At 65.8% G+C, this 24,856-nt stretch carries 19 protein-coding genes; 6 read left to right on the top strand and 13 right to left on the bottom strand.

From position 1 onward, the window contains the following. The first annotated feature begins 35 nt into the window (after positions 1-35). Positions 36-2,834, top strand: coding sequence for a TonB-dependent receptor (locus I7X43_RS02145; RefSeq protein WP_216860040.1), 2,799 nt, complete (start codon positions 36-38; stop codon positions 2,832-2,834). A gap of 50 nt (positions 2,835-2,884) precedes the next feature. On the opposite strand, the gene feoB is transcribed toward I7X43_RS02145, so the two are convergent. The 6 genes from feoB to I7X43_RS02175 form a co-directional block, all read right to left on the bottom strand. Then, positions 2,885-4,732 (bottom strand): ferrous iron transporter B, encoded by a 1,848-nt coding sequence (gene feoB / locus I7X43_RS02150; RefSeq protein WP_198099242.1) that lies wholly within the window; start codon positions 4,730-4,732, stop codon positions 2,885-2,887. Then, positions 4,732-4,974: a FeoA family protein gene (locus tag I7X43_RS02155; RefSeq protein ID WP_198099243.1), complete on the bottom strand. Its 243-nt coding sequence runs from the start codon at positions 4,972-4,974 to the stop codon at positions 4,732-4,734. The genes feoB and I7X43_RS02155 overlap by 1 nt, the downstream gene beginning before the upstream one ends. A gap of 68 nt (positions 4,975-5,042) precedes the next feature. Beyond that, entirely contained in the window at positions 5,043-6,203 is a 1,161-nt protein-coding gene (locus tag I7X43_RS02160; RefSeq protein ID WP_198099244.1) for a benzoate/H(+) symporter BenE family transporter, read from the bottom strand. 4 nt (positions 6,204-6,207) lie between these two features. After that, complete coding sequence (locus I7X43_RS02165) at positions 6,208-8,094, bottom strand: potassium transporter Kup (protein WP_198099245.1); 1,887 nt, start codon at positions 8,092-8,094, stop codon at positions 6,208-6,210. Between the two features lie 73 nt (positions 8,095-8,167). Continuing rightward, entirely contained in the window at positions 8,168-10,147 is a 1,980-nt protein-coding gene (locus tag I7X43_RS02170) for a S9 family peptidase (RefSeq protein ID WP_198099246.1), read from the bottom strand. An 82-nt stretch (positions 10,148-10,229) separates the two neighbouring features. Beyond that, complete coding sequence (locus tag I7X43_RS02175; protein WP_198099247.1) at positions 10,230-13,193, bottom strand: TonB-dependent receptor plug domain-containing protein; 2,964 nt, start codon at positions 13,191-13,193, stop codon at positions 10,230-10,232. 114 nt (positions 13,194-13,307) lie between these two features. On the opposite strand from I7X43_RS02175, the gene I7X43_RS02180 reads away from it, so the two are divergent. Then, positions 13,308-14,348, top strand: a complete 1,041-nt coding sequence (locus I7X43_RS02180) for a LysR family transcriptional regulator (protein ID WP_198099248.1) — start codon at positions 13,308-13,310, stop codon at positions 14,346-14,348. 662 nt (positions 14,349-15,010) lie between these two features. Here I7X43_RS02180 and gshA read toward each other — a convergent pair. After that, positions 15,011-16,318, bottom strand: a complete 1,308-nt coding sequence (gene gshA, locus I7X43_RS02185) for a glutamate--cysteine ligase (protein WP_198099249.1) — start codon at positions 16,316-16,318, stop codon at positions 15,011-15,013. A 79-nt stretch (positions 16,319-16,397) separates the two neighbouring features. Here gshA and I7X43_RS02190 point away from each other — a divergent pair, with 79 nt between their 5' ends. Then, complete coding sequence (locus tag I7X43_RS02190) at positions 16,398-16,784, top strand: response regulator (protein WP_198099250.1); 387 nt, start codon at positions 16,398-16,400, stop codon at positions 16,782-16,784. A gap of 33 nt (positions 16,785-16,817) precedes the next feature. Here the strand turns inward: I7X43_RS02190 and amt are convergent, their stop codons facing one another. From amt to I7X43_RS02205, 3 genes are read right to left on the bottom strand one after another with little or no spacing between them, the layout of a single operon-like run. After that, the gene (gene amt / locus I7X43_RS02195) at positions 16,818-18,344 is read right to left on the bottom strand and encodes an ammonium transporter (RefSeq protein ID WP_198099779.1); all 1,527 of its coding nucleotides are present in this window, start codon (positions 18,342-18,344) and stop codon (positions 16,818-16,820) included. Between the two features lie 14 nt (positions 18,345-18,358). Further along, the gene (gene glnK / locus I7X43_RS02200; protein ID WP_198099251.1) at positions 18,359-18,697 is read right to left on the bottom strand and encodes a P-II family nitrogen regulator; all 339 of its coding nucleotides are present in this window, start codon (positions 18,695-18,697) and stop codon (positions 18,359-18,361) included. Between the two features lie 18 nt (positions 18,698-18,715). Beyond that, positions 18,716-19,423: a TorF family putative porin gene (locus tag I7X43_RS02205; protein WP_198099252.1), complete on the bottom strand. Its 708-nt coding sequence runs from the start codon at positions 19,421-19,423 to the stop codon at positions 18,716-18,718. A 205-nt stretch (positions 19,424-19,628) separates the two neighbouring features. On the opposite strand from I7X43_RS02205, the gene I7X43_RS02210 reads away from it, so the two are divergent. Further along, positions 19,629-21,134: a YifB family Mg chelatase-like AAA ATPase gene (locus I7X43_RS02210; RefSeq protein ID WP_198099253.1), complete on the top strand. Its 1,506-nt coding sequence runs from the start codon at positions 19,629-19,631 to the stop codon at positions 21,132-21,134. Positions 21,135-21,138: 4 nt separating this feature from the next. Here I7X43_RS02210 and I7X43_RS02215 read toward each other — a convergent pair whose 3' ends face one another. Further along, complete coding sequence (locus tag I7X43_RS02215; RefSeq protein ID WP_198099254.1) at positions 21,139-22,041, bottom strand: 4-hydroxybenzoate octaprenyltransferase; 903 nt, start codon at positions 22,039-22,041, stop codon at positions 21,139-21,141. Between the two features lie 80 nt (positions 22,042-22,121). Between I7X43_RS02215 and I7X43_RS02220 the strand changes: the two genes are divergently transcribed. Next, positions 22,122-22,895, top strand: a complete 774-nt coding sequence (locus tag I7X43_RS02220) for a hypothetical protein (protein WP_198099255.1) — start codon at positions 22,122-22,124, stop codon at positions 22,893-22,895. A 68-nt stretch (positions 22,896-22,963) separates the two neighbouring features. Next, the gene (gene ssb, locus I7X43_RS02225; RefSeq protein ID WP_198099256.1) at positions 22,964-23,455 is read left to right on the top strand and encodes a single-stranded DNA-binding protein; all 492 of its coding nucleotides are present in this window, start codon (positions 22,964-22,966) and stop codon (positions 23,453-23,455) included. A 75-nt stretch (positions 23,456-23,530) separates the two neighbouring features. Here the strand turns inward: ssb and I7X43_RS02230 are convergent, their stop codons facing one another. Together I7X43_RS02230 and I7X43_RS02235 are read right to left on the bottom strand one after the other, a co-directional pair. Further along, positions 23,531-23,914 carry a hypothetical protein gene (locus tag I7X43_RS02230; RefSeq protein ID WP_198099257.1) on the bottom strand — a complete coding sequence of 128 codons (384 nt, stop codon included), beginning with the start codon at positions 23,912-23,914 and terminating at the stop codon, positions 23,531-23,533. Beyond that, complete coding sequence (locus I7X43_RS02235) at positions 23,914-24,852, bottom strand: TraB/GumN family protein (RefSeq protein ID WP_198099258.1); 939 nt, start codon at positions 24,850-24,852, stop codon at positions 23,914-23,916. The genes I7X43_RS02230 and I7X43_RS02235 overlap by 1 nt, the downstream gene beginning before the upstream one ends. Positions 24,853-24,856 lie beyond the last annotated feature (4 nt).

Genomic DNA, 24,856 nt, shown 5'->3' on the forward strand with positions numbered 1-24,856 from the left:
CCGCCGTTTTCCGACCCCTCCTTGCCCTGAACGCCATGAACGTCCCCATGAACGTCCACCTGACCCTCGTCGCCCTTGCCGCCGCTGCCGTGCTCACGCCGGTGGCCGCCCAAACTCCGGCCCCAGCACCCTCTCCCACTCCCGCTCCCGCGCCGAAACCCGCCCCGCCGCCCGCCTCGGAGCCGGCCAAGCTGGAGAAAGTGGAGGTCACCGGGACCATGATCAAACGCACCAATGCCGAGACCGCCACGCCGGTGAGCATCCTCAAACGCGAGGACATCGTGCGCTCCGGCGCCACCACCTTGGACGAACTGCTGCGCATGGACCCGGCCACCGGCGCGGGCAGCCTGAATGACATGAGCTCGGGCAGCGGCTTCTCGCCCGGCACGGCCACCATCTCCCTGCGCGGCCTGGGCTCGGCCGCCACCTTGGTGCTGATCAACGGCCGGCGCATGGCTCCGGCCGGGGTAGTGGACCCAAACAGCGGCCAGTCCACCGTGTTCAACGTCAACACCATTCCGATGTCGGCCATCGAGCGCATCGAGATCCTGAAGTCCGGCGCTTCGTCGCTCTACGGCTCAGACGCACTGGCCGGCGTGGTCAATGTCATCCTGCGCAGCGACTACCAGGGCCGGCTGATCGAGCTCAACCACAAGCAGCGGGGGGATGGCCTGTTCAAAAGCCATTCGGTCAACCTCACCGCCGGCTTTGGGGACTTCCACAAACGCGGCTACAACCTGCTGGCCGGGGTGGACCTGTTCATCCGCGATGGTGTGGGCATTGCCGAGGCCCCCAACCTCGTGCAGGGCGAGCTGCTGAGCACGCTCTACGGCCGCCTGCAGCCCAGCTCCACGACGTCCTACCCGGGCAACCTGTACACCTACGCCAATGGTGCCTCGGGCAGTTGGCGCGGCATGCTCTCGCCGGCTTGTGAAACCCAAGCACCCTACTCCGCCACGCTGGCCACACCGCGCTGCCTCTGGGACTCGACCCGCTTCGCCCAGTACACGGGCGACCAGCGCCGAGGCTCCGTGTTCCTGCGCGGCAGCCTGAACCTCGGGGCCGACACGGCGCTGAATGCCGAGCTGCTGGGCTCGCGGGTGACCAACGCCTACACCGACTCCCCCACCGGCCGCACCGAAACCCTGACCGTCTGGGGCGACGCCCAAGGCCACACGGTCCAGTTCAAGGGGCTGGCCTTGCCCGCCACCCACCCGGACAACCCCACCCGCCTGGCCAGCACCAGCAACCCCGTTCTGTTGCCCAACAGCAGTGGCGGCTTCACCACCTACCGCGCGCCCATGGTGCTGGGCCTGCGCTACCGCTTCGCCGACCTGCCCTATGACCGGGAAACCCAGGCCGACAACCTGCGCGGCGTGCTGAGCCTGAGCACCACCTGGAAGGGCTGGGACCTGGACGCCGGCCTGATGCACCACTGGCAGCAGAACCGCACGACGCTCAATGGCCGCCTGAGCCTCTCCGGCCTGAACCAGGTGCTGGCCGATGGCAGCTACCGCTTTGGCGGCGTGAACAGCCCCGCAGTGCTGGCCTTGCTGTCCCCGCAGATCAACGACCGCGGAGAGTCCGCCACCAGTTCGATGGACCTGCGCGGCTCGCGCGAAATCGGCCACCTGGCCGGTGGCACGGCCATGCTGGGCCTGGGCGGTGAATTCCGCCACGAACGCTTCGACGTCAGCGCCGACCCGCGCACCGCTGCGGGTGACATCATCGGCCGCGGCATCGGCGAGGCCACCAATGCCCGCAATGTGGCCGCCGCCTATGCCGAGCTGCAGCTGCCCTTGCTAAAGGGCCTGGAAACGCAGACCGCCGTGCGTGCGGAGCGCTACACCGACTTTGGCCGCGCGCTGACCGCCAAGCTCGGCTTCAAGTACGCCCTGAGCCGCCACCTCACCGTGCGCGGCAGCTGGGCCGATGGCTTCCGGGCGCCGTCGCTGTCGCAGAACAGCAAGTCCGCCGTGTTTGCCTTCAGCTCCGGCTACCGCGACCCCAAACTCTGCCCGGTCGTGGCCAGCACCAACCCCAACTGCTCGATGAGCCTCTCGACCGTCTCGCTGGCCAACCCGGCGCTGCAACCCGAGAAGTCCGACTCCTTCACCCTGGGCCTGATCTTCGAACCGCTGCGCGGCACCGAGATCGTGCTGGACGCCTGGGCCATCGAGCGGCGCGGCGAGGTCGACCGCCTGAGCGCCCAGGAGATCCTGAATCGCGAGGATGAATTCCCTGGCATGGTGATGCGTCTGCCGCCCACGGACGGGCCGCTGGGCAGCGTCTACCAGGTGCGCCGGCCCTACCAGAACTTGGCCATGAGCCGCACTGCGGGGGTGGACTACGAGTTTGCACAGCGCTTCAGCCTGGACCGCTTCGGCCGCCTGCGGCTGAGCCTGCGCGGCACCCACCTGCTGGAGCGCGAGCAGCAGGCTCAAGAAGGCTTGCCGGTCGTGGACACCCTGGGCTACTACCGCGTGCCCCGCAACAAACTGGGGATCAGCGCCAGCTGGTCCAAGGGGGACTGGTCAGCTTCTCTAAGCGGCGACTACCGCAGCAGCATGGAGAGCTTCAGCGCCGGGTCGAGCTGCGACAAGACACTGACCACCGCCGGCCGCACCGACCTGTGCCGCATGCCGGCCTGGACCACGGCCGACCTCTCGCTGAGCTACAAGGGCTTTCGCGGCCTGAAGCTCTCGGGCACGGTGCGCAACCTTGCGGACAAGCGGCCGGCGCTGAACCCGAACGAAACCGAGATCGGCGTCGGCAGCTCCGATGGCAATGCGTACGGGCGCTACTTCTCGCTGAGTGCGTCTTACGAGTTCTGACCGTCCCGAAGCACCGGCCGCCCCGCGGGCTGCCGGTGCCGGGGCCTCAATCAGGACAGGGCCCGGGCCACTTGATAGGTGGCCCCCGCCGCCGCGTAGGCCAGCGCAAACAACACGCCCGCCACGCCCACGGGCAGGGCCCAGCCGCCGCTCTCGCGCTTGAGGGTGGCCAGGGTGCTCAGGCACTGCGGCGCCACCACGTACCAGGCCAGCAGCGCCAGGGCGGTGGGCAGGCTCCACTGCTGGGCGATCAAACCGGCAAGCGCGTCGCCCTCGCTGGAGACGGCGTAGACCGTGGCCAACGCCCCCACCGCGACCTCGCGCGCGGCCAGGCCGGGGATCAGCGCAATCACGATTTGCCAGTTAAAACCGATGGGGGCGAACAGCGGCGCCAGCAGCAGGCCAAGCTGGCCGGCCAGGCTGTACTCGATGACGGGCCGCGCGGAGTCGGCGGGCGCGGCCGGGAAGCTGGAAAGCAGCCAGATCACCAGCGTCATCACCAGAATGATGCCGCCCACGCGGCGGATGAAGATGCCCGCCCGCTGCGCCAGGCCAATGGCCAAGTTGCGCAAGCGCGGCCAGTGGTACTCGGGCAGTTCCATCATCAGCGTGCGCACCTGGCCGCGCGCCGTGAAGTGCTTGAGCAGCCAGGCCACGGCGGCGGCGCTGGCAATGCCCGCGGCGTAGAGCGCGAACAGCACCAAGCCCTGCAACTCGACAAAGCCCCAGAGCTGGCGCTGCGGAATGAAGGCGCCGATCAAGAGGGCATACACCGGCAACCGCGCCGAGCAGGTCATCAGCGGGGCCAGGGCCATGGTCACCCAGCGGTCGCGCGGGTTGGCGATCGAGCGCGTGGCCAGAATGCCGGGGATGGCGCAGGCGAAGCTGGACAGCAGCGGGATGAAACTGCGCCCCGACAGGCCCAGGTGACCCATCCAGCGATCCAGCAGGTAGGCCGCACGCGGCAAGTAGCCGCTTTCCTCCAGCACCAGGATGAAGGCAAACAGGATCAGGATCTGCGGCAGGAAGACCAGCACCCCACCCACCCCAGCGATCAGGCCATCCACCAAGAGACTGCGCAGCCAGCCCTCGGCCAGGTGGGCGCCCAGGCCCCCGCCGGCCCAAGCCGCAGCAGCCTCAATCCAACCCATCGGCGCCTCGGCCCAGGCAAAGACGGCCTGGAACATGCCGAACATCAGCACGGCCATGAAGATCGGGCCGAACACCGGATGCAACAGCCAGCGGTCGATGCGCTCGGTGCGGCCGGGCGGCAAAGCCTGATCCAGGCCCAGGCGCTGTAGCAGGGCGGTAATGCGCGCGCCATCCTCGGCCTCATCCGGCCGGTGGGGCCTGACTTGCCAGGTGGTCGGGTCGTCCAAGAGCGCGCGCAACTCGGCCACGCCCTGGCCCTCCACGGCCACGCTGCGTACCACGGGCAGTCCCAACTCGCGGCTCAGGGCCTGGGGGTCGATCTGCAAGCCGCGGCGCTCGGCCACATCGGCCATGTTCAGCACCAGCACGCAGGGCAAGCCCTGGCGCTGGGCCGCCAACACCAGGCGCAAGTGGCGGCGCAAGTTGCTCGCATCGACCACGCACAGCAGCAGGTCGGGGCGTTTCTCGCCGCGGGCTTGGCCGGCCAGCACGTCGCGCGTCACCCGCTCGTCCGGGCTGCGCGGGTGCAGGCTGTAGGTGCCAGGCAAGTCCAGCAGGCGCAGCCTTTCGCCCGCCGCGCTGGTCAGCCGCCCCTCCTTGCGCTCCACCGTCACCCCGGCGTAGTTGGCCACCTTTTGGCGGCTACCGGTCAGGCGGTTGAACAGGGCCGTCTTGCCGCAGTTCGGGTTGCCCAGCAGGGCCAGCAGCCGGCCCGCTGGGTGCACATGGACCACCGCTTCTTGCATCAGCGCGGCTCCAATTCGGCCTGCAAAACCACGCAGGCCGCCTCGGCGCGGCGCAGGGCGAAGCGGCTGCCACCGACCTGCACGACCAGCGGGTCGCCGCCCAGCGCCGCTCGGCGCAGCACGCGCACCGTCTCGCCCGGGGCGAAGCCCAACTCCTCCAATTGGCGCGGCCACTCGGGTTGGTCGGCTCGCAGCCCTTTGACGGTGGCGGGGTGCAGCAAGGGCAGGCGGTCAAGCGTCATGGCGGGCCCTGAGGCGATGGGAGGCGCCCATTGTCCAGTCAATGCGAATGACTCGCATTTGCGATGGATCAAGGGCCCCGCTGTTTCAGGGCCAAAGCCAACAAGCCCACCAGCACCGCCCAGAATGGCGCGCCAATGCCGGCCACCTGAAGACCGGAGAGGGTGACGAGAAAGGTCAGCACCGCGGCATCCCGCTCCGCCTCGTTGCGCAGGCCAGACGCCAGCCCGTTGCCGATCGCGCCCAAGAGCGCCAAACCGGCCACCGCCAGCACCAGGGCCTTGGGAAAGGCGGCAAAGAGCGCCACCACCGCCCCGCCCGACAAGCCGACGAGGATGTAGAACCCGCCGGCTGCTGCCGAGGCCAGCCAGCGACGGCGCGGGTCTTCGTGGGCCTCGGGCCCCATGCAAATGGCGGCCGTGATCGCGGCCAGGTTGATGGCAAACGCCCCGAACGGCGCCAACAGCAGTGTGGCCAGCCCCGTGGCGCTGATGACGGGTGAAATCGGCGCCGCCACGCCGGCTGCGCGCTGCGCGGCCACACCCGGCAGGTTTTGCGAGGCCATGGTCACCACGAACAGGGGCAGGGCAAGGCCGATCAGCGCATTCAAGCTGAACACCGGGGTAACCCAAACCGGCGCCGCCCACCCGCCGGCCAGCACGCCGCCCAGGTCCAAGCGGCCCAGCGCCAAGGCCACGCCCACACCCACCGCCAGCACGCCCGGCACCGCGTAGCGCGGCCACCAACGCCGGCCCAACAAATAGGCCAGCAACATGGCCAACACCAGCGGAAAGCTGCCGGGCGCGTGGGTGACCGCGTCCAGGCCAAAGCGCGCCAGCACGCCCGCCAACAGGCTGGCGGCAATGCTGGCCGGGATGCGGTTCATCAAGCGCTCAAAGCCGCGCGTCACGCCCGCCAGCAGGATCAAGCCGCCGCACACCACAAAGGCGCCCACGCCCTCGGCCAGCGTCAACCCCGGGGCCGCGGCGATCAGCGCCGAGCCCGGCGTACTCCAGGCGGTGAGCACGGGCTGGCGGTAGCGCCAAGACAGGAAGAGCGAGGTCAGCCCGGTGCCCAGGCCCAAGGCCCAGATCCAGGACGCGGTCTGGGCCGCCGAGGCATTCAGGCTCTGCGCCGCCTGGAACACGAGGGCCACGGAACTGGTGAAACCCACCAGCACGGCCACGAAACCCGCCACCAGAGCCGGGAGATCGTGGCGGGTCAAGCGCACGGGGTCAGATCTCGACTTTCGAGCCCAGCTCCACCACCCGGTTGGCCGGCAGGTGCAGGAAGTCCGCGATGCCCGATGCGTTGCGGTGCATGCTGGCAAACAGCTTCTCGCGCCACAGCGCCATGCCGCCATTCAGTCGGGTCGGGATGACGATGTCGCGGCTGAGGAAGTAGCTGGTGTCCATGTCGTCCACCTGCAACCCATGTTGACGCAAGAGCGTCAGCGCCTCGGGCACGTCGGGCTCGTTCTTGAAGCCAAAGTGCAGCGTGCATTGCCAGCAGTTGTTGCCCAGCGCCTCCACCTCCAAGCGGCGGTCAAAGCCGATCCAGGGGCGCTCGTGGTGGCGCACGGTGACGAACAGGTTTTGCTCGTGCAGCACCTTGTTGTGCTTGAGGTTGTGCAGCAGCGCATTGGGCGTGACCCCCTGTTCACCGGACAAGAACACCGCCGTCCCCGGCACACGCACCGGCGGGCTGATGAACACCGCATCCAAGAAGCTCTTGAGGTCGATGGAATCCTCGCGCAGCTTTTCGGACAACAGCCGCCGCCCCTGCTTCCAGGTCAGCATCAGCGTGAACATCCAGATGCCAATGGCCAGCGGGAACCAGCCGCCGCTGGGCACCTTGAGCAGGTTGGACGCCAGGAACAAGAAGTCGATGACGAAAAAGGCTCCGGTGGCGGCAAAGCACAGCACCAGCGGGTACTTCCAGCCATAGCGAATGACGAAGAAGGTCAGGATGGTCGTGATGGTCATGTCCAGCGTCACCGCCACGCCATAGGCACCGGCCATCTTGCTGGAGGACCCGAAGAACACGACGGCCACCACCACAAACACGAACAGCGTCCAATTCACCGCCGGCACGTAGACCTGCCCCACCTCTTTCACCGAGGTGTGCAGCAGCCGCATGCGAGGAAGGATGCCCAACTGCATGGCCTGCTTGGCCACCGAGAAACTGGCCGTGATCAAGGCTTGAGACGCCACGGCGGCCGCCAGCGTCGCAAGAATGAACAGCGGAATCTCAGCCCAATCGGGCGCGAGCAAAAAGAACGGGTTCTTGATGGCCTCGGGGTCGGCCAACAGCAACGCACCCTGACCAAAGTAGTTGATGGCCAATGCCGGCATCACCACGCCATACCAAGCCCAGCGGATGGGGCGCTTGCCGAAGTGGCCCATGTCGGCGTACAGCGCTTCACCGCCGGTCACCACCAGCACCACAGCCCCGAGGGCGATGAAAGCGATCACCTGATGCTGCAAGGCAAAGCCCAGCGCATAGGCCGGATTCAAGGCGGCCAACACACCGGGCCGCGCCAGGATGTGGGGCAGGCCCAGGGCCACCAGGCTGGCAAACCACAGCAGCATGATGGGGCCGAAGGACTTGCCCACCGTGCCGGTGCCGAAGCGCTGAAACGCAAACAAACCCGCCAGGATGATGAGCGTGACCGGCAGCACCACGCCGTGGTACTGCGGCGCATAGACATCCAAACCTTCGACCGCACCGAGCACGGTCATGGCCGGGGTGATGACCGCATCGCCAAAGAAGATGGCCGTACCGAACAAGCCCAAGAGCATCAAGCGGGCGCGCAGCGCCGGCTTGTGTTTCACCGCCTGCGTGGCCAGGGCCAGCATGGCGATCAGGCCGCCCTCACCGTTGTTGTCCGCGCGCAGGATCAGCAGCACGTACTTGAACGAGACGACCACGGTCATCGTCCAAAAGAGCAGCGACAAGACCCCGAGCACGTTGGCTTCGTCCACCGGCAAATGCGCGGAGTGAAACACTTCGCGCAGCGCGTACAGCGGGCTGGTCCCAATGTCGCCATAGACAACGCCCAAGGCGCCCAAGGCCAAGGCGGCGGTTGCGCCCGCTGAACGGGACTCGGAGTGGGTGCTCACATGCAGGGGGCGGCCCAGCAGCCGCCGCAATCAAAACCGGCCATTGTGCCGACTTTCGTTGTGCGGTGCACCATTACTTCCCGGGCGAGCTCTCGGTCAGGGGTTGCAGCAAGGCCTGGCGCACAAAGGCCAGTGTCGCGTGGTGCAAGTAGTCGCGGTTCTCGCTTTTGGTGAAGCTGTGGCCCTCGTTTTCCGCCGTCAAGAACCAAACGGGCGTACCGTGCGCCCGTACAGCCGCCACCATGGCCTGGGCCTCGGAGTAGGGCACCCGGGGGTCGTTCCGCCCGTGCACCACAAAGAGCGGCTTGCGCACGCGCTGCGCGTGCGTCAGCGGCGAAATCTCCGTCAAAAACGCCCGCATCCCCGGGTCCCGCTCATCCCCATACTCCGCCCGCCGGTTGTCCCGCCGGTAGCTCTCGGTGTTCTCCAAAAAGCTCACGAAATTGGCAATGCCCACCCGACAAATGCTGCCCGCGATGCGGTCGGACTCGGCCACGGCGACGGCCAGGGCCATGTAGCCCCCGTAGCTGCCCCCGCCCACCACCACTTGCTGGGCGTTCATGTCTGGTTGGACCGCCACCCAGTCCAGCAGCGCACTGACGTCCCGCACGGCATCGAGCCGCCGGCGTCCGTTGTCCAGGTTCAAGAACCGTTTGCCTTGACCATCGGAGCCCCGCACATTGGGCAGCAGCACGTGCATCCCCAACTGCATCACGAGGGCGCGCAGCGTCGGCGAGGGAAAGCCCGGGCGCGACTGGGACGACGGCCCGCCATGAAAGTGCACATACACGGGCCGGGGCCCCGCAAACGATGCGGGAGGCCGCAGGTGCCATCCACTGATGACTTCGCCGTCCGTCGCCCGCCACTGCACCAGGCGCCACTCCAGCGGCTCTCGGCGGGATTCCCCCCCCGCCCACGCTTCCAAGCGGCGATGCTCGTGATCCCAAACCCAGAGTCGACCGGCGGAGGTCGCACTGGCCTGGTGAAACACCAGCAGCGGCAGCTTGGGGTGCCACTGAACGTCTTGGATCACGCCAGCGGGCAGATCCAGGTTCGGGGTCTGCAGCGCCTGGCCCGGCTGCCAGAACCGCAACTCGGAGCGGCCCTGCACGTTGTAGACCAGGGCCAGCGGCCGGCCGGGAGCGCCCTGAGGCTCCGCCATGGCCTCCACATCCGCGGCCTCCTGCGTCAAATGCGACTGGAGCCGACCGTGCTCGGCGAGGAGCCGGACCGGATGTCGAAAGTCGCTGCGTGCGGCTTGCCGCAACCACAGCCCATCGTCCGCGGGGCCGGTCTCTGAGGCCTCACGGTTGGAGTCCGCGTCGTCTTGGCGTCGGGCCGAGCCCAAGGGCACCACGGCACCGTCCGCGACCGATACCCGCAACCACTGGCTGCGCCCGCCCTGCGAGCGGCTCACCAGCACCACCCCCTGCTCGCTCAGCCGCAACTGCGTCAAACGCGCGCCCTCGGTTTTCAGCAGGTCCCGCGTGCGCTGGGGATCCTCCGGGTCGACCCAGACCAGGCGACTCTGCGCCTGCCGCTCTCCGCCCTCCCGATCCAGCCGTTCCCGCAGGTAAACCAAACCCTGCCCCGATGGCAAGAAGCGCCACTCGGATACCCGCCCGTCACTGGGCGTGATGGCTTGAACCGCTTGGCCCTCGGTCAAGCGGTACAGCCGATACGCCTCGTCACCGCCCGTGTCCCGCGCGAACACGATGTAGCGGCCCGCCTCGGGCTCGTAGCGCGCGGACTGCACGGCTTCCTTGCCTTCGGTCAGGGCCCGCAACGGAGCACCGGCGCGCTCCAGCACATGCACCTGGGTCGCGCCGCCACGCCGCGCCGCCACCAGTAACTTGGGCTCCAAGGGGTGCCAATCGAAAACCCGCGGGCTGGTGGGGTCGGCCGGCTCCGAAGCGGCTTCGGCGATCAGGGGCGGGATCCCCTCCGGCTTCAGGCCCGGTCCGGGCACCAGCTCCCTGGCCTGCGCAACCGACAGACTGGCCAGCGCCAGCCAAGCGCCCCAGCGCCACATTCCGCTCACCGCCTTACGCATAAATGCCCCTCCTCAAAAAAAAGCACCGCCCGAAGGCGGTGCTTGGCTGATTGACCGAATCAAGATCCGGTCAAGGCCGGGATCACTTCAATTCGTAACTCACATTGAGCGAATAGCGGCGACCCAACATGGCCGATCCGCCATCCCAATGATTGAAGCTGGCCGGAACGTCAATGGTGCGCCCATAGGTATTGCCCACATTCAGCACCGTGCCCGCAATCGTCCAGCCTTTGAAGCCCGTGTAGCTGAACCCCAGATCATGAGTGAAGTCCTCGGTCAGGTAGCAGCCCGTCTGGGTTTGACGAATCTTGTTTGCCGCCGTCGTCGAAGCCAGGCAACTCGTCGTCACGCCACTGGCACGAAGCACCTGATCCGTATGGTTCACACGGGCCCATGCGCCCCAGGCATCCCGTTCCCAACTCAGCGTTGCTGTGTTTCGGCTCTTCGGAATGTCAGATGTGGTCGTCCCCACCAGGTATTCAGTTGGCGAAGTGGACAAAATCTTGCGATCAAACCGGTGGGTCCAAGTGCCCGTCACTTTGAGCTTGACCTTACCCAACTCGGAAACCGGGAATCGAACATTCAGGTCGTAATCAAGCCCTGACGTCTTGCTGAAATTGAAATTGTCATAACGCCGCATCAGCGCCAAGATGGGGCCACTGTTGGGAACGCCCGGCAGCCAAGTGGCGGGGTTGGGGTCCCGCAAGACGAGGTGTGCATTGGCGCTTGGGTTGGCGTTGTACATCGCCATGATGTCCGCCCCCAAACCAGCCCGGATTTCGTTGCGGCGCTCAAAGTACCAGTAGTCCAGCGAGAGGTCAACGTGCTTGGTCGGCGAGAAGATCAAACCGGCGGTCGCAGAACGTGACGTTTCTGGCTTCAGGTCAGCGTTGGCCCCCACGAAGGTCGCCAAGCTACCCGAGCGCTCTGCGGCCGGCACAGCGGTGTAGCCCAGAACGTTGCAATCCCGCACATTGGAGGGGTTGGCCAAACTCTTAGGTGCTGCGGGGTCGCTCGAATTGCACCGCAGACTGTCAAAGACACGGGCCGTTTGCGAGTTGTGGAAAGACAAGGCGAACGAGTCCCCGATTTGCGTGATCGAGGGCGCCCGGAAGCCCGACGCCACCGTCCCCCGCAGGGCCAGCGTGGAGGGCAGTACCGACCACTTGAAGCCCAGCTTACCGGTGGTGGCGTTACCAAAGTCGCTGTACTTCTCAAAGCGAAGGGCCGTTTGTGCTTCCAGAGTCTTGGCCAGCGGTAGGCGGAATTCACCGAATGCAGCTACCGAGTTGCGACTGCCCTTGGCACCGTTGGCCACCAAACCAATGTAGTCCCCGGACTGGTAGTTCGCATCCGGGGTCGACGTCAATTCCTCCCTGCGAACCTCCCCGCCCAGCGCGACGGCCGCCATGCCCCCTTGCATCTTGAAAAGGTCACGGGAGGCCCGCATGTCCAGGGCCAAGATGGTGGACTCCCCTTCGTTCACCGCATCCGAGGCCACCGAGGCGATGGCCGCCTCGCTGTTGGGGCTACCGTTGAAACGGTAACTACCCGAAGCAATTGCCGCAGTCAGCAAACTGCTGCGCAGACGGTCCTCTTGGGTACGTTTGTTATCCATGCGCGTATAGAGCAACGCACTGTCGATATCCCATTCGCCAATCACGCCCTGCAGGCCCACGGTGGCCCGGATGGACTTCAAGTCGTTGATGTCATTGCGGCCCAAATCAGGGAAACGATAGATCAGTTGCACGGGCTGTGCGGTGGCCGTGCCGTTGGTGGGGTTGTCGGGATGCCCAACCGGCAAGATGATGGCATTTTGGCGGCCGATCGTTCCATCCAGACGCGTCCAAGAAGTGGCCACGGGATTGGCCGACGACACCAGAGCACTGGTGAGCGCACGATGCGCACCCAATTCGGTCGTCTTGGTGGTCGAAACCATCAAATCCGCATACAGGTTCAAGTCGCTGTTCAGAGCGAGCGTGCCGCGCAGCATGGCGTTCACACGTTCTTGCGCAGCAATGGCTTCGTCATTCGAGTCCGGATCGAAGCGGCACAGCCCGTTGGGCAGCGAGGGGGTCGTTGCTGTGTAACCTTCAGGGCGCTGAGGATAGCCTTGCCCCACCTTGGCTTCGGCCGGGCAACCCGCCATGGTGCCCAGGTAGTTAATCCCGGAGAGGCTGTTGTTCGCCACCGAAATGCCATTGATTGTGGTGCTGCCAGCCAAGCTGGTAGGCACACGGTAGTAGTTGGCGGTGGTCGAAGCGCTGCTCCAGGGCGTGAAGTTTCTCAAGCTCCCCAGCGCCAAAAGATAGTCGTCGTAAGCACTGAGGTTCCCGCGATCGCGCAGATCCGCATGCATCACCGAGTCACGCTTGAAGACCTCCAGTCCACCAAAGAGGTTGAACCCTTTGGTGTCGATGTTCCCCATGCCAAAACTCAGGGTCGCACCCTTCGTGACGCCAACGCCCTGGTCATTCGCGCCGTAGTTAGCGGACCCCGAAATGCCTTCGTAATCCTTACGCAGCACATAGTTCACCACGCCCGCCATGGCATCGGAGCCATAGAGGGCCGAAGCGCCATCTTTCAGAATTTCAATACGTTCGATGGCGTCGCGCGGGATCGTGTTGACGCTGATCAGCGAACCGCGGCCAAAGTTGATGTCGACAGCCGCAACCGGCGCGATTCGACGGCCGTTAATCAACACCAAGGTACCCTGCGAACCAAACCCGCGCAAGGACACGGTTGCCAGACCGCCCACGAACCCCGAGGCAGCACCGTCCGAAATGGAGCCACTGTCAACGGCACTCGACGCACGAAGCATGTCCTCGACGGTCGAGTAGCCTGACTTCTGAATGTCATCCCGCGTGATGGTTTGCACCACCGCCGGAGTTTCCTTGTCGGTTCGCTTGATCAGCGAGCCGGTCACCACCACCTTTTCAAGCTTGGGCTCTTCAGCTGGTTTCGGGGCCGGGGCCTGTTGGGCCAGCACACCTTGGGATGCCAGCGCCATCACGGCCAGCGGGATCACATTCATACGGAATCGCATCGGGAACTCCAATCAAAACGAAAAGCCCGCTCCAACGGGCCGCCGCGCGGAACAGTAAAGAACTGCAAACCCAATTACGTGAGAAAATGGAATTCATTCATTCCTTTTCCTCATATGCCACTGCGAAACAGTCCGCCGACGGTCGGCAGCCTGCTCAGCCGTCAGGTCAGCCTGCGCCAGCTGCGCGCCTTGGCTGCCGTCGTGGAGACCGGTAGCGCCAGCTTGGCGGCCGAGCGCTTGCACGTCACGCAGTCGGCTGTCAGCAAGACCGTGGCGGAGCTGGAAGCCCTCCTCGGACAAACCCTGGTTGATCGGCGAAATCGCAGCTTTCACGCAACAGCCCTGGGCCAACCCCTCGTGGAGCTGGCCCAACGCCTCCAAAACGAACTGGATCGTTGCGGCCAGGAAGTGGACGCCCTGTGCCGGGGAACGCAAGGGGCGCTGCACGTGGGCGCCACCAATGCCGCCCTGGCGCACCTGCTGCCCCAAGCCATGGCGCAGCTCAAGGCCGAGCAGCCGAATGCGGCCTTGCATGTGCACACCCACGCCGTCCCCGACATGGTGGACGACCTGCGCAGCGGCCGCCTGGACCTGGTGGTCGCTCGTTTGCGCGGGGACGATTTGCCGCCCGATTTGATCGGCCAGCGTTTGATGGGGCAGCGGGAAGTGGTGGTGATCAGTGCCCACCACCCGCTCGCCCTTCAACGGTCCTGGCGCTGGGAGCAACTTCAAGATCAGGCGTGGATCATTCCATTCGAAGGCACGCAGTCCCGAACGTTGCTGGAGCGCTCCTGGCAACGGCGCGGCTTGACCCCGCCCAGCAATCAGATCGCCACGGGCGATTTGGCGTTGACTTTCAGTTTGCTGCGGCGCATGCCCATGCTGGCCTTCATGGCCTTGCAACAAGCCGAACTCGCGGCCCGGCTGGGCATCGCCAAAATTCTGCCCTTGCAGGCCGACCTGGGGCTTCCCGACCTCTCGGTGTGGTGGCACCGAGAACGACTTTCCCCTTTGGCCGAGCAATTCAAGGCGGTGTTGCAGGACGTGGCGCAGATGAGCGACGCTCCGGAGGAGGGGCCGACTGCGGCAAGGCCTGCCACCAAGCCTTCAGAACCGCCTGCTGCTCCGGCGTGGCGCGCAAGCTCCCCACCATAAACCCATCAAATCGCGCCAGGGGCTGGGGCACCACCTCCAGCCCCAGTTGCCGCAGCGTGCCAGCCTGTGTGCGCAAATCCACTTCCAATAGCAGGCCAAAGTCGTAGCGGCCTGCCGCCACCATGCGCAGCACCTGGTCGGCGTCTGCGGCCGAGTCATCGGCCAACGCCAGCTGCCGCAGCCGGGCCGCTTCATGGGCCATGCGCAAACCGGCCCGGGAGCCGAGCCGTACCGAACCGGAGAACTGGTGACCATCCCAGCGCAAGCGCTGGCCACTGCGCCCCACCAGCAAGACTGTTTCTTCCTTCAAACGCAGCGCGCGATCCACGTCGCCCCGCGCCGTGAGCGGGAAGCGATACAGCGGCAAGCTCTCGCTCGTCGCCGCCATGTAGACCGCATCCAATTCGCCATCTTGCACCTGACGGTGGCAGCGTCGGATGGGCGCGTAATTCAGCGAAACCGACACCCCCGCGGCGCGCCCGGCTTCAAGGAACTGACGCTCCCGCAAACCTGGATTGCGCGGATCCAGGTTGATCGACGGCGGGTAAGCGATATTGGCCACGCACACCCGCAACACCGGGGCCGCGAAGGCCCGAGCTGGCGACACCAGCACCCAGAGGCCGATCAGGCTCAGCGAACCCAGCGCCCCGAGCGTCGGGGCTTTACGCCACCACCGCATCGGCGGACTCCCGTTCGGGGTCGGTCTGCTCCAACTCATAGCTGGCGGCCAGCAAGGCCAAGCGCGCGACCACCCCGTACATGTAGAACCGATTCGGGGTGCTGGCGCCAGGCGCCACACCGGGGCGCGCCAGGTGCGCCGATTCCGCGAACGCCAGCGGAACGAAGTGTGCGCCGGGCGCATTCAAGTTCTCATCCAGCGCGCGATCAGCATGCACGCGGTAGAAGCCCCCCACCACGTAGCGATCCATCATGTAGACCACCGGCTCGGCCACCGCATCTTGCACCCGTTCGTGGGTGGGCACACCCTCCTGAATGAGCACATCGGTCACCACCTGCCCCTCTTTGACCACTGCCATCTTGTTCTTGGTGCGCCGGCTGAGCGCTTCCAGCTCCTTCGGATCGCGCACCGTCATGATGCCCATGCCGTAGGTGCCGTTGTCGGCCTTGACGATGACAAACGGCTTGTCCTGAATCCCGTAATCCTTGTACTTGCGGCGGATCTTGGTGAGCACCGCATCCGCCTGCGCTTGGACGCACGCCAACCCTGTCCCGGCTTGGAAGTCCACATCGCCGCAGCGTCCAAACAGCGGGTTGACCAGCCACGGGTCCATGCCGAGGAGCTTGCCAAACCGCTTGGCCAATTCGTCATAGGCCGCGAAATGCACGCTCTTGCGTCGCTGGGTCCAACCTGCATGCAGCGGAGGCAGCAAGATTTGCTGATCCAGATTCTTCAACACCGCCGGCGTGCCGGCGGAGAGGTCGTTGTTCAGCAGGATGGTGCAGGGATCAAAGTCTTTGAGCACCAAACGCCCGCGCTTGCGCATCATGGGCTCCAGGACCAGCGACTGGCCATCCGGCAGGGTCACCGTCTTGGGCTCTTTGAGTTCAGGATCCAAACTGCCCAGCCGCACGTGCAAACCGGCCTGGCGGAAGATGCGCATCAGCGTGCTGACATTGGCCAGGTAAAAGCTGTTGCGCGTGTGCAACTCCGGCACCAGCAGCAGATTTTTCGCCTCGGGGCAGAACTTTTCCACCGCCGCCATGGCGGCTTGGACCGCCAAGGGCAGCAGCGGCTCGGCCAGGTTGTTGAAGCCCCCCGGAAACAAATTGGTGTCCACCGGCGCCAGCTTGAAGCCCGCATTGCGCAGGTCCACCGAGCAATAAAAGGGTGGGGTGTGCTCCATCCATTCGAGTCGGAACCAGCGCTCAATCGCTGGCATGGACTCCAGGATGCGCTGCTCCAGTTCGTTGATGGGACCAGTCAGGGCCGTGATGAGATGGGGAACCATGCCGTGCACACTCCTCCTTGTGAAGGCATTCTAGGAACGCAAGCCATGGGATCATGGCACCTGCAGACTTCCTTGCTCCATGAAAACGAAGATCCTCATCGTTGACGACCAGGCCGAAATTCGACGACTGGTGCGCTACGCCCTGGATGGGGGCGGCCACGCGCTCTTCGAAGCCGCCAATGGCGCAACCGCCTTGCAGGTGGCCAAAGTCATTCAGCCGGACCTGATCTTGCTGGATCAAAGCATGCCGGGCGGCTTGGATGGCCTTGCGGTCTTGCAAGCATTGCGGGCCGACCCCCAGCTCAACCACGTGCTGGTGGTCATGCTCACGGGCAACCAAGGGGAACAAGACAAGCGGGCCGCGCTGGAAGCCGGTGCGAATTACTTCCTCACCAAACCGTTCACCCCCGCCCGTCTCGGCGATTTGGTTCAGGTGATGCTCAAAGCAAGACCGGCCGCGCAATAAGCGCAGCCGGTCCTTGGGGTTTCAGCGTTTCAGTTAGCGGCTGTATGCCGTCTCACCGTGGCTGGCGATGTCCAGGCCCTCACGCTCTTCTTCTTCCGTCACGCGCAGGCCCAGCGTCAGGTCGACCAGTTTGAACGCGACGTAAGACACCACAGCACTCCAGACCACGGTCAGGGCCACGGCCTTGGCTTGCGCCAAGAATTGGGTCCCGATGGAGTAGGCGTCCGGCGCGATCATGCTGGCCGTCACCCAGTCGCCCATGGCGCTGGGCCCCCCCAATGCGGGGCTGTTGAACACGCCCGTCAAGAGTGCGCCCAAGATGCCGCACACGCCGTGCACGCCAAACACATCGAGCGAATCGTCCGCGCCCAGCCACTTCTTCAGCACCGTCACGCCCCAGAGACCCGCCAGGCCCGCCAGCACGCCGATCACCAGCGCGCCGCCCAGGCCCACGTTGCCGCACGCCGGCGTGATGGCCACCAAACCCGCGACAGCACCCGAGGCCGCGCCCAGCATCGAAGCCTTGCCCCGATGCAGCGCCTCCCCCGCGCACCATGCCAGCACCGCCGCAGCGGTCGCCACGAAGGTGTTGATGAAGGCCAGTGCCGCAAAGCCGTTTGCCTCCAAGGCCGAACCGGCGTTGAAGCCAAACCAACCCACCCACAGCAGGGCGGCCCCCGTCATGGTGAGTGGCAGGCTGTGCGGCACGATGGCGTCGCGGCCATAACCCACCCGTTTGCCCACCATGTAGGCCCCCACCAAACCCGCCACTGCGGCGTTGATGTGCACCACGGTGCCGCCGGCGAAGTCCAGGGCGCCCCATTGCCAAATCAAGCCCGCCTTTTGCGTCAAGGCATCCGCGCCCGCCGCACTGGTGTAGGCGTCGGGGCCCATCCAGAACCACACCATGTGCGCAACCGGCAGGTAGCTGAACGTGAACCAAATCGCACTGAACGCCAAGACGGCGCTGAACTTGATGCGCTCGGCAAAGGCGCCCACGATCAGGCAGCAAGTAATCCCCGCGAACGTGGCTTGGAAGGCCGCGAACACGATTTCGGGAATGACCACGCCCTTGCTAAAGGTCGCCGCCGGGGCAAAGGTTCCCGCCACGGAGTCCCAGATGCCCTTGAGCATCAGCCGGTCCGTACCGCCAATGAAGGCATTGCCTTCGGTGAAGGCCAGGCTGTACCCGTAAAGCACCCACAGCACCACGATCAGCGAGAAGGTCACCAGCACCTGCATGAGCACGCTCAGCATGTTCTTGGCCCGAACCAAGCCCCCGTAAAACAACGCCAAGCCCGGCACGGTCATCAGAATGACCAGGAGTGTGGCCACCATCATCCAGGCCGTATCGCCCTTGTCAAACTTCGGGGCCACAGGGGCTGCGGCCGCCGCTTCTGAGGCGGCGGCGGGAGCGGGCACGGCCATCGCCGGCTCCGATGCGGCCACGACGGCGGCCACCGCCGACGCCGCGTCTGCCATGGCCGGCGCGCTGGCTTCTTGTGCCCACAGCGCTCCACTCAAGCCCAAGGCGACCAGCGCCCCCAAAAATTTCTTCAACATGCCAGACTCCTTCACAGCGCCGCGTCACCGGTTTCACCGGTGCGGATGCGAATGACTTGCTCGAGCGACTGCACAAAGATCTTGCCGTCGCCAATCTTTCCGGTGCGGGCGGCCTGCTCGATCGCCTCGACCACCTGATCCACCACCGATTCAGACACGGCGGCCTCGATCTTCACCTTGGGCAGGAAGTCGACGACGTACTCCGCGCCGCGATACAGCTCCGTGTGGCCCTTCTGTCGCCCAAAGCCCTTCACCTCGGTCACCGTCAGGCCTTGAATGCCGATGGTGGACAAAGCCTCCCGAACCTCATCGAGTTTGAACGGCTTGATCACTGCAGTAATCAGTTTCATGATGGAAAGTCCTCGCAATCAAAAGTTCAGCTTGGCACTCAGGACCAAGCCCGACTTGCCCAGGTCTTTGCCTTTGGCTCCAACGTAGGCCTCGGTGTTGGTGCCAACCACCGCCAACCCCCACACCACCCCAGCAGCTTCTTTGTTCACCGTCAGCGAGTAGTCGGTGTACGAAAACGCGCCATTGCGCTTGACCGTTTGACGCCCGACATGGGGGGTGACCGTGTAGCCGCCGCCCACGTCAAAAGTGGCCGACAAGTCCGCGTACAACGAACCCTTGCTGTCACCGAAGCCAAACAGATTGCTGGTGCTGCGCGACAGTTTCAAGGTGGCCGGACCAGCGCTCAGCGCTCCATAAATCTCCAGCGTATTGGGGCTGATGGTCAGTTTGTGGTCGGCGTAGAGGTACTTCAACACCCCGACATCCAGGGTCAATCCACTCCCGATATCGGTCTTGTAGCCGCCGTACAAATCCAGCTCCGTGTTGGCTTGGCCGCCTCCATCTTTGACCCAGCGAATCGTCGAGCCCCAGGCGCCCAAATAAAAGCCACTGGCGTGCGCAAAGTCGGCGCCCGCCTGTAGCGCCGGCTGCAGCCGCGTTTGGGAAATGCCGCGGTAGCGGTAGTCACTCACCGCGCTGGCGTTGAAGCTCACTGGGCCGTCCGCCCACGCCGCACTCGAAACCGCCAGCACGCTGGCCACCACCAATTGATTCAAACGGGACATCGCATCCTCCAGGTCAAGACATCGACCCAGTCAATGCAGCTTCTGTGCCAACCCTGAATGCACGCCCCATCCAGCCCCGTCCCCCGTTTGGGGGCGCTGCGCGGACGCCCGGACCTGCCCAGAATGCCCCGAAACAGCGCACAGCCGCAGAGCCCACCCGCTCGCATGCACCGTTTTTGTGCGCCATTAACAGGGAGCCCACCGAATGAGTCTTGCTTTGTTGCACAGTCGCGCCCTGGCCGGCTGGCAAGCCGTGCCCGTGACCGTCGAGGTGCATTTGGCGCCGGGCCTGCCCAGCTTCACCCTGGTGGGCCTGGCCGATACCGAGGTCAAAGAGGCGCGCGAGCGTGTGCGCGCCGCCCTCACCAGTGCCGGCCTGAAGTTCCCTCATGACCGCCGTATCACGGTCAACCTGGCGCCAGCCGACCTGCCCAAGGAAGGGGCCCGCTTCGATCTGCCCATTGCCCTGGGCCTGTTGGCGGCCAGCGGTCAACTGGACGCCGCCCCGCTGGCAGCCTATGAGTGGGCCGGGGAGTTGTCACTCAGCGGGGAACTGCGCGCCGTTCGCGGCGCCCTGGCCCACGCCCTGGCCCTGCAACGCGATGGCGCGCCGAGGGGCCTGGTGTTGCCGCCCGCCAGTGCGGCCGAAGCGGCTTGGGTGGCAGGCGTGACCTTGCACCAAGCCAGTCACTTGCTGGACTTGGTGGCCGCGCTGCGCGACGGCCCCCCGCCCCGCGCCAGTGCCCCGCCACTGGCCACCCCCGCCCGACCGGAGTGCGATTTGCGGGATGTTCGAGGTCAAGCCAGCGCCAAACGTGCGCTCGAAGTGGCGGCCGCCGGGGGACACCACCTGTTGCTGGTGGGCCCCCCTGGAACCGGCAAGTCCATGCTCGCTCAGCGCTTACCCGGCTTGCTGCCGCCCATGGACTTGAGCGATGCCCTGGAATCCGCAGCCCTGCAATCCCTGGTCGGCCATGTGGCACCCGAGCACCTCACCCGGCGCCCTTTTCGTTCGCCCCACCACAGTGCGTCGGCGGTGGCTCTGGTGGGCGGTGCCTCCCCACCGCGCCCGGGCGAAATTTCCCTCGCCCACCAAGGCGTGTTGTTTTTGGACGAGCTGCCCGAATTCCCGCGCAACGCCCTGGAAGCCCTGCGCGAACCCCTGGAAACGGGCCGCGTCCACATTGCCCGCGCCGCCCGCAGCAGCGAGTTTCCGGCCAAATTTCAACTCATTGCCGCGATGAACCCGTGTCCCTGCGGGCACCTGGGCAATCCGCAGCGGGCTTGCCGCTGCACCCCCGACCAAGTCAGTCGCTACCAGTCGCGCCTGTCCGGTCCCTTGCTCGATCGCATCGATCTGCTGGTGGAGGTCCCCCTGATTCCACCCGCCGAACTGGCGGCGGCGCCCACGGGCGAATCCACCGCCCAAGTCGCGGACCGCGTCTCCCAGGCGCGGCTCCGCGCTCACCAGCGACAAGGCTGCGCCAATGCCGACTTGGGCGCTGGCCGCCTCGACCAGTCGGCACGCCTGGAGCCGGCCGCCGCCCAACTGCTGCAGCAGGCGGCGACCCGATTGGCCTGGTCCGCCCGTGCCCAACACCGCGTGCAGCGCGTTGCCCGCACCTTGGCGGACCTGGCCGATGTCGCGACCGTTGGTCCCGCTCAGGTCGCCGAGGCGATTCAACTGCGAAGGGCTTTGCCGGGGGCGTGAGTGCTCAGCGCAGCCCCAAGTCCAACACCACCCCGGCGAACAGAGCCGCCCCGACCCAATGGTTGAGGCGAAACGCACGGAAGCACCCAGCCCGGGATCGATCCGCAATCCAGCGCAGGTGCATCAGCACCTGACCGAGTGCCAAGCCCAGACCCAGACCGAACCCCGAGCCCAGACCAAAGAAGCCCAGCCCCAACCACGCCCACAGCCCCAAGAAGGCGGCATAAAACGCGGCGACCCCCAGAACGTCCCAACGCCCCAGGGTGATGGCGCTGGTGCGGATCCCGATCTTGAGATCGTCTTCCCGGTCGACCATCGCGTACTCGGTGTCGTAGGCCAGGACCCAGAACAGATTGGCCACCACCAGGCCCCACGCCGCCTTGGGCACCGGATCCACCAGGGATGAAAGACTCCAGGCTTGCGAACCGAGCACCGCGGCAAAGGCCATGGGGATGCCCAGGCTGAACGCCACGCCCAGCACCGCCTGCGGCATGGAAACCCAGCGCTTCGCGAACGGGTAGGCCACGGCCACCGCCAAGGCCGGAAACGACCACAGAATCGTGGGCGGGTTGGTGGTCAGGGCCAAGCCAAAGGCAAGCATGGCCAATACCGCACCCAACGCCAGGGCTTCCGCAACCGGAATGGCCCCCGTGGTGACCGGGCGCTGGGCCGTGCGGGCCACATGGCGGTCGAACTCCCGATCGGCCACGTCGTTGACGCAGCAACCCGCGGACCGCATCAAGACCGTGCCCCCGACAAACACGGCAATCAGGTGCCACCCTGGAAAGCCATCCGCCGCCAACCACAGCGCAGACAGCGTGGGCCACAGCAGCAGCAGCCAGCCCGCCGGGCGGTCCCAGCGGATCAAATCAAGGTAAAGGCGCCAGCGGGCAGGGGAGAGCAGCATGGGCGCATTATCGAAAGGTGGACCGCCCGGGCCCGTTCCGTCACACGGCTGTCATCTCGACGCGGCAGCATGCCGCACCCATGGACACCTCCCGTTTGTCGCGTCGCGCCGTGCTGGCCCTCACTGTGTTGGCTGGCACCCCGCCCAGCCTTTGCGCGTCACCCCGCCGCGTCACTGCCCTTTGGTCCTGCACCCAACTGCGCGTCTGCCTGGAGCGACTCGTCAAATTGGAGCTTGAGCGCCGCGCCCTGCCCCACAGCCCCCGGCCCGGACAAGAACTCGCCAAAGAGCGGCTTCGTACCGAGCAGCGCCTCGTCGAACTCTCCGGGGCGCTGACGGATCTCGGCACCCGGCGCCGCCAGCAAGTCAATCGCTTGCTGGAAGAAGCCGAAGACTTGCTGCAGCGTCTGGCCTTGCCGGCCGATGCCTTGTTGGGACGCAGCGAGGCCCTGGCCGCCCGCATGGGCTTTGTCACCCTGGCGCTCTCCACGGAGGCCGCCGACCCGGACCTGGCCCAGCAGCTGGACTTGCTGAGCCGGGCGGGCAGCACCGCCCTGCGGGTGGGCAAGCTCAACTTTGCCGCCTATCAGCAACGCAGCGCTGAAATGGCCGTTCCGGCCAGCCAAGCCTTGGTCGAGTTTCAAACGGCCTTGAACGTCATCGGCCAACACACACTGTCCGCCGGCGCAACCCACGAGTTGGCCCAGGCGCAAACCCAGTGGGTCCTGTTCCGCGCCAGCTTGGGGGTGAATGGGTTGGTGAAATCCGCCGATCGCCTGGGCGACGTTGCCACCACCACCGACCGCATCGCGCAATCCCTGGGCCAACTCGCCATTCGCTTGACGCAGGCCTAACCGGCTGCCGACGCGCATCGGCCCTATCATTCCGCTCCCTTCATTTACGCCCCTGTGCGGAGCTCGATATGGCCTCGGTCAACAAAGTCATTGTTTTGGGTAATTTGGGCCGCGACCCGGAACTGCGCTACACGCCCTCCGGCGCGCCGGTCTGCAATGTGTCCATTGCCACCACGCGCAATTGGAAAAGCAAAGACAGTGGCGAGCGCCAGGAAGAGACCGAATGGCACCGCGTGGTCTTTTACGACCGCTTGGCGGAAATCGCCGGCCAGTACCTCAAGAAGGGGCGCCCCGTGTACGTGGAAGGTCGCCTGAAGACCCGCAAGTGGCAAGACAAAGAAGGCCGTGACCAGTACACGACGGAAATCATCGCTGAGCAGATGCAATTGCTCGGCGGTCGCGAAGAAGGCGGTTTTGACCGCGGGGGCAGTGACGATTACAGCCAAGAAGCCCCGGCCCCTCGCGCGCCCGCGCCGCGTCAGGCCGCACCCCAGCGCCCCGCGCCGGCCCCCAAGCCATCGAGCAATTTCGACGACCTGGACGACGATATCCCGTTCTGACCGTCCTCTCGGGCGCCGCGCGGCCCAACGCACAAGGGACCTCGCCGGTCCCTTTTTTACGCTCGCGGGCCGGCCTTATTGCGCCGGCCGGGTGCCCAGCACACAGCGCTGGGTCACCGCTTCGCACCGCGCCCCCGGGTCCGGCAGCGCCACGCACGTGCTGACCCGGCCGCTGGCTTGGTTTTCAGCGCGGCGCGTCTCCCGGTATTGCTGGGCCAGCCTCAACACCTCGGCCTCGTTGTGGACCTTGAGGGAGTACACACCGTAGGACTCCGGTCCCCCGCAGGCACGATGCCCCATGGCAACGCTGCGGCATTGCGCATCCGCGTCACAGCGCGGGTCGGCCACGGCACGGTCCAGTTGGGCGCGCAGCGCAGCAGAGCCGGTCTGCGCGACGGCGCATGCCGTCAGCAACCCAGCCATCAGTCCGCGCACCAGGGTCATGCGAGGGGCGCTCATCAGTACACCCGCTCCACCGAGAAGCCCTGCTGCTCCAGCAACTTGGGCAATGCTTTGGGGCCGGTCATGTGAAGAAAGCCAACGGCAAACAACCACGACTTGCCTTGCCCATGCGCCTCGGCCATGCGCTGCGCCAAGTGTGGGTTGCGCCCGTCATTGAGCTCCGTGTGGAACGCCTTTTCTTCAGCCGTCGGCTGGCACTGGCACAGCGCCTCCATGTTTTCCAAGGTCGCCAGATCCCCCCGCTCCCAGGCTTGGCCAAGCCGAGCCAAGGTTTTGTTGGCCTCCCCTTTTTCGAGGCTCTCCAGCGACATGTGCAGCAAGCGTCGCGACTTGTCCGCATCCTTGGGCAGCAGCAACCCCAGTTGCAGGGCAATGGATTCGAGCGACATCACCGGCCGGCCCAAAGCCCGCGCGGCGCCGATCAGCATCAGTTCTTGCCCATAGGCGGGATCCAACCCCACCCAGCGCCCGGAAAGCGCCACGTACTGAAAGGCCTGCATCACCGGGTGGAAAGCCGCAAAAGCCCCTCGCGGAACACACGCGGCGTCCGCCTGACGATCCAGCCGCGCTTGCTCTTCGCTACTGAGCTTCAACGGCGTCGCCTCGGCGTTGGCGCGCCGCACCTCGGCTTGCGCCGTCGGGTCCGTCACATCCACTTCGACCGCCACGCCATCGCTCTCCCGAAGCGCTTGCACCAGTTTGGGCCCCGGGAAGACCCATGCCAACTGTCCGACATGGGCCGTGCCATACAGGTACGCCGTTCGGCCGTCCTTGCGCAGGCGCCACAACGCCCCCCGGTCCTTGGCCTGGGCTTGACCTTGCTGAACCTGCTCAGCGGTCGGCGGCGCCGCCACGGGCGGACAGTTGTCGGCCGCCCGGCCGCTGAGCGTCCAGCCCAGCAGCACCACCGGCAAGATCCACTGCATGCGTTTCATCTCA

The sequence above is a fragment of the Inhella gelatinilytica genome (genome assembly GCF_016093295.1).
In the GTDB taxonomy this organism is placed as follows: domain Bacteria; phylum Pseudomonadota; class Gammaproteobacteria; order Burkholderiales; family Burkholderiaceae_C; genus Inhella; species Inhella gelatinilytica.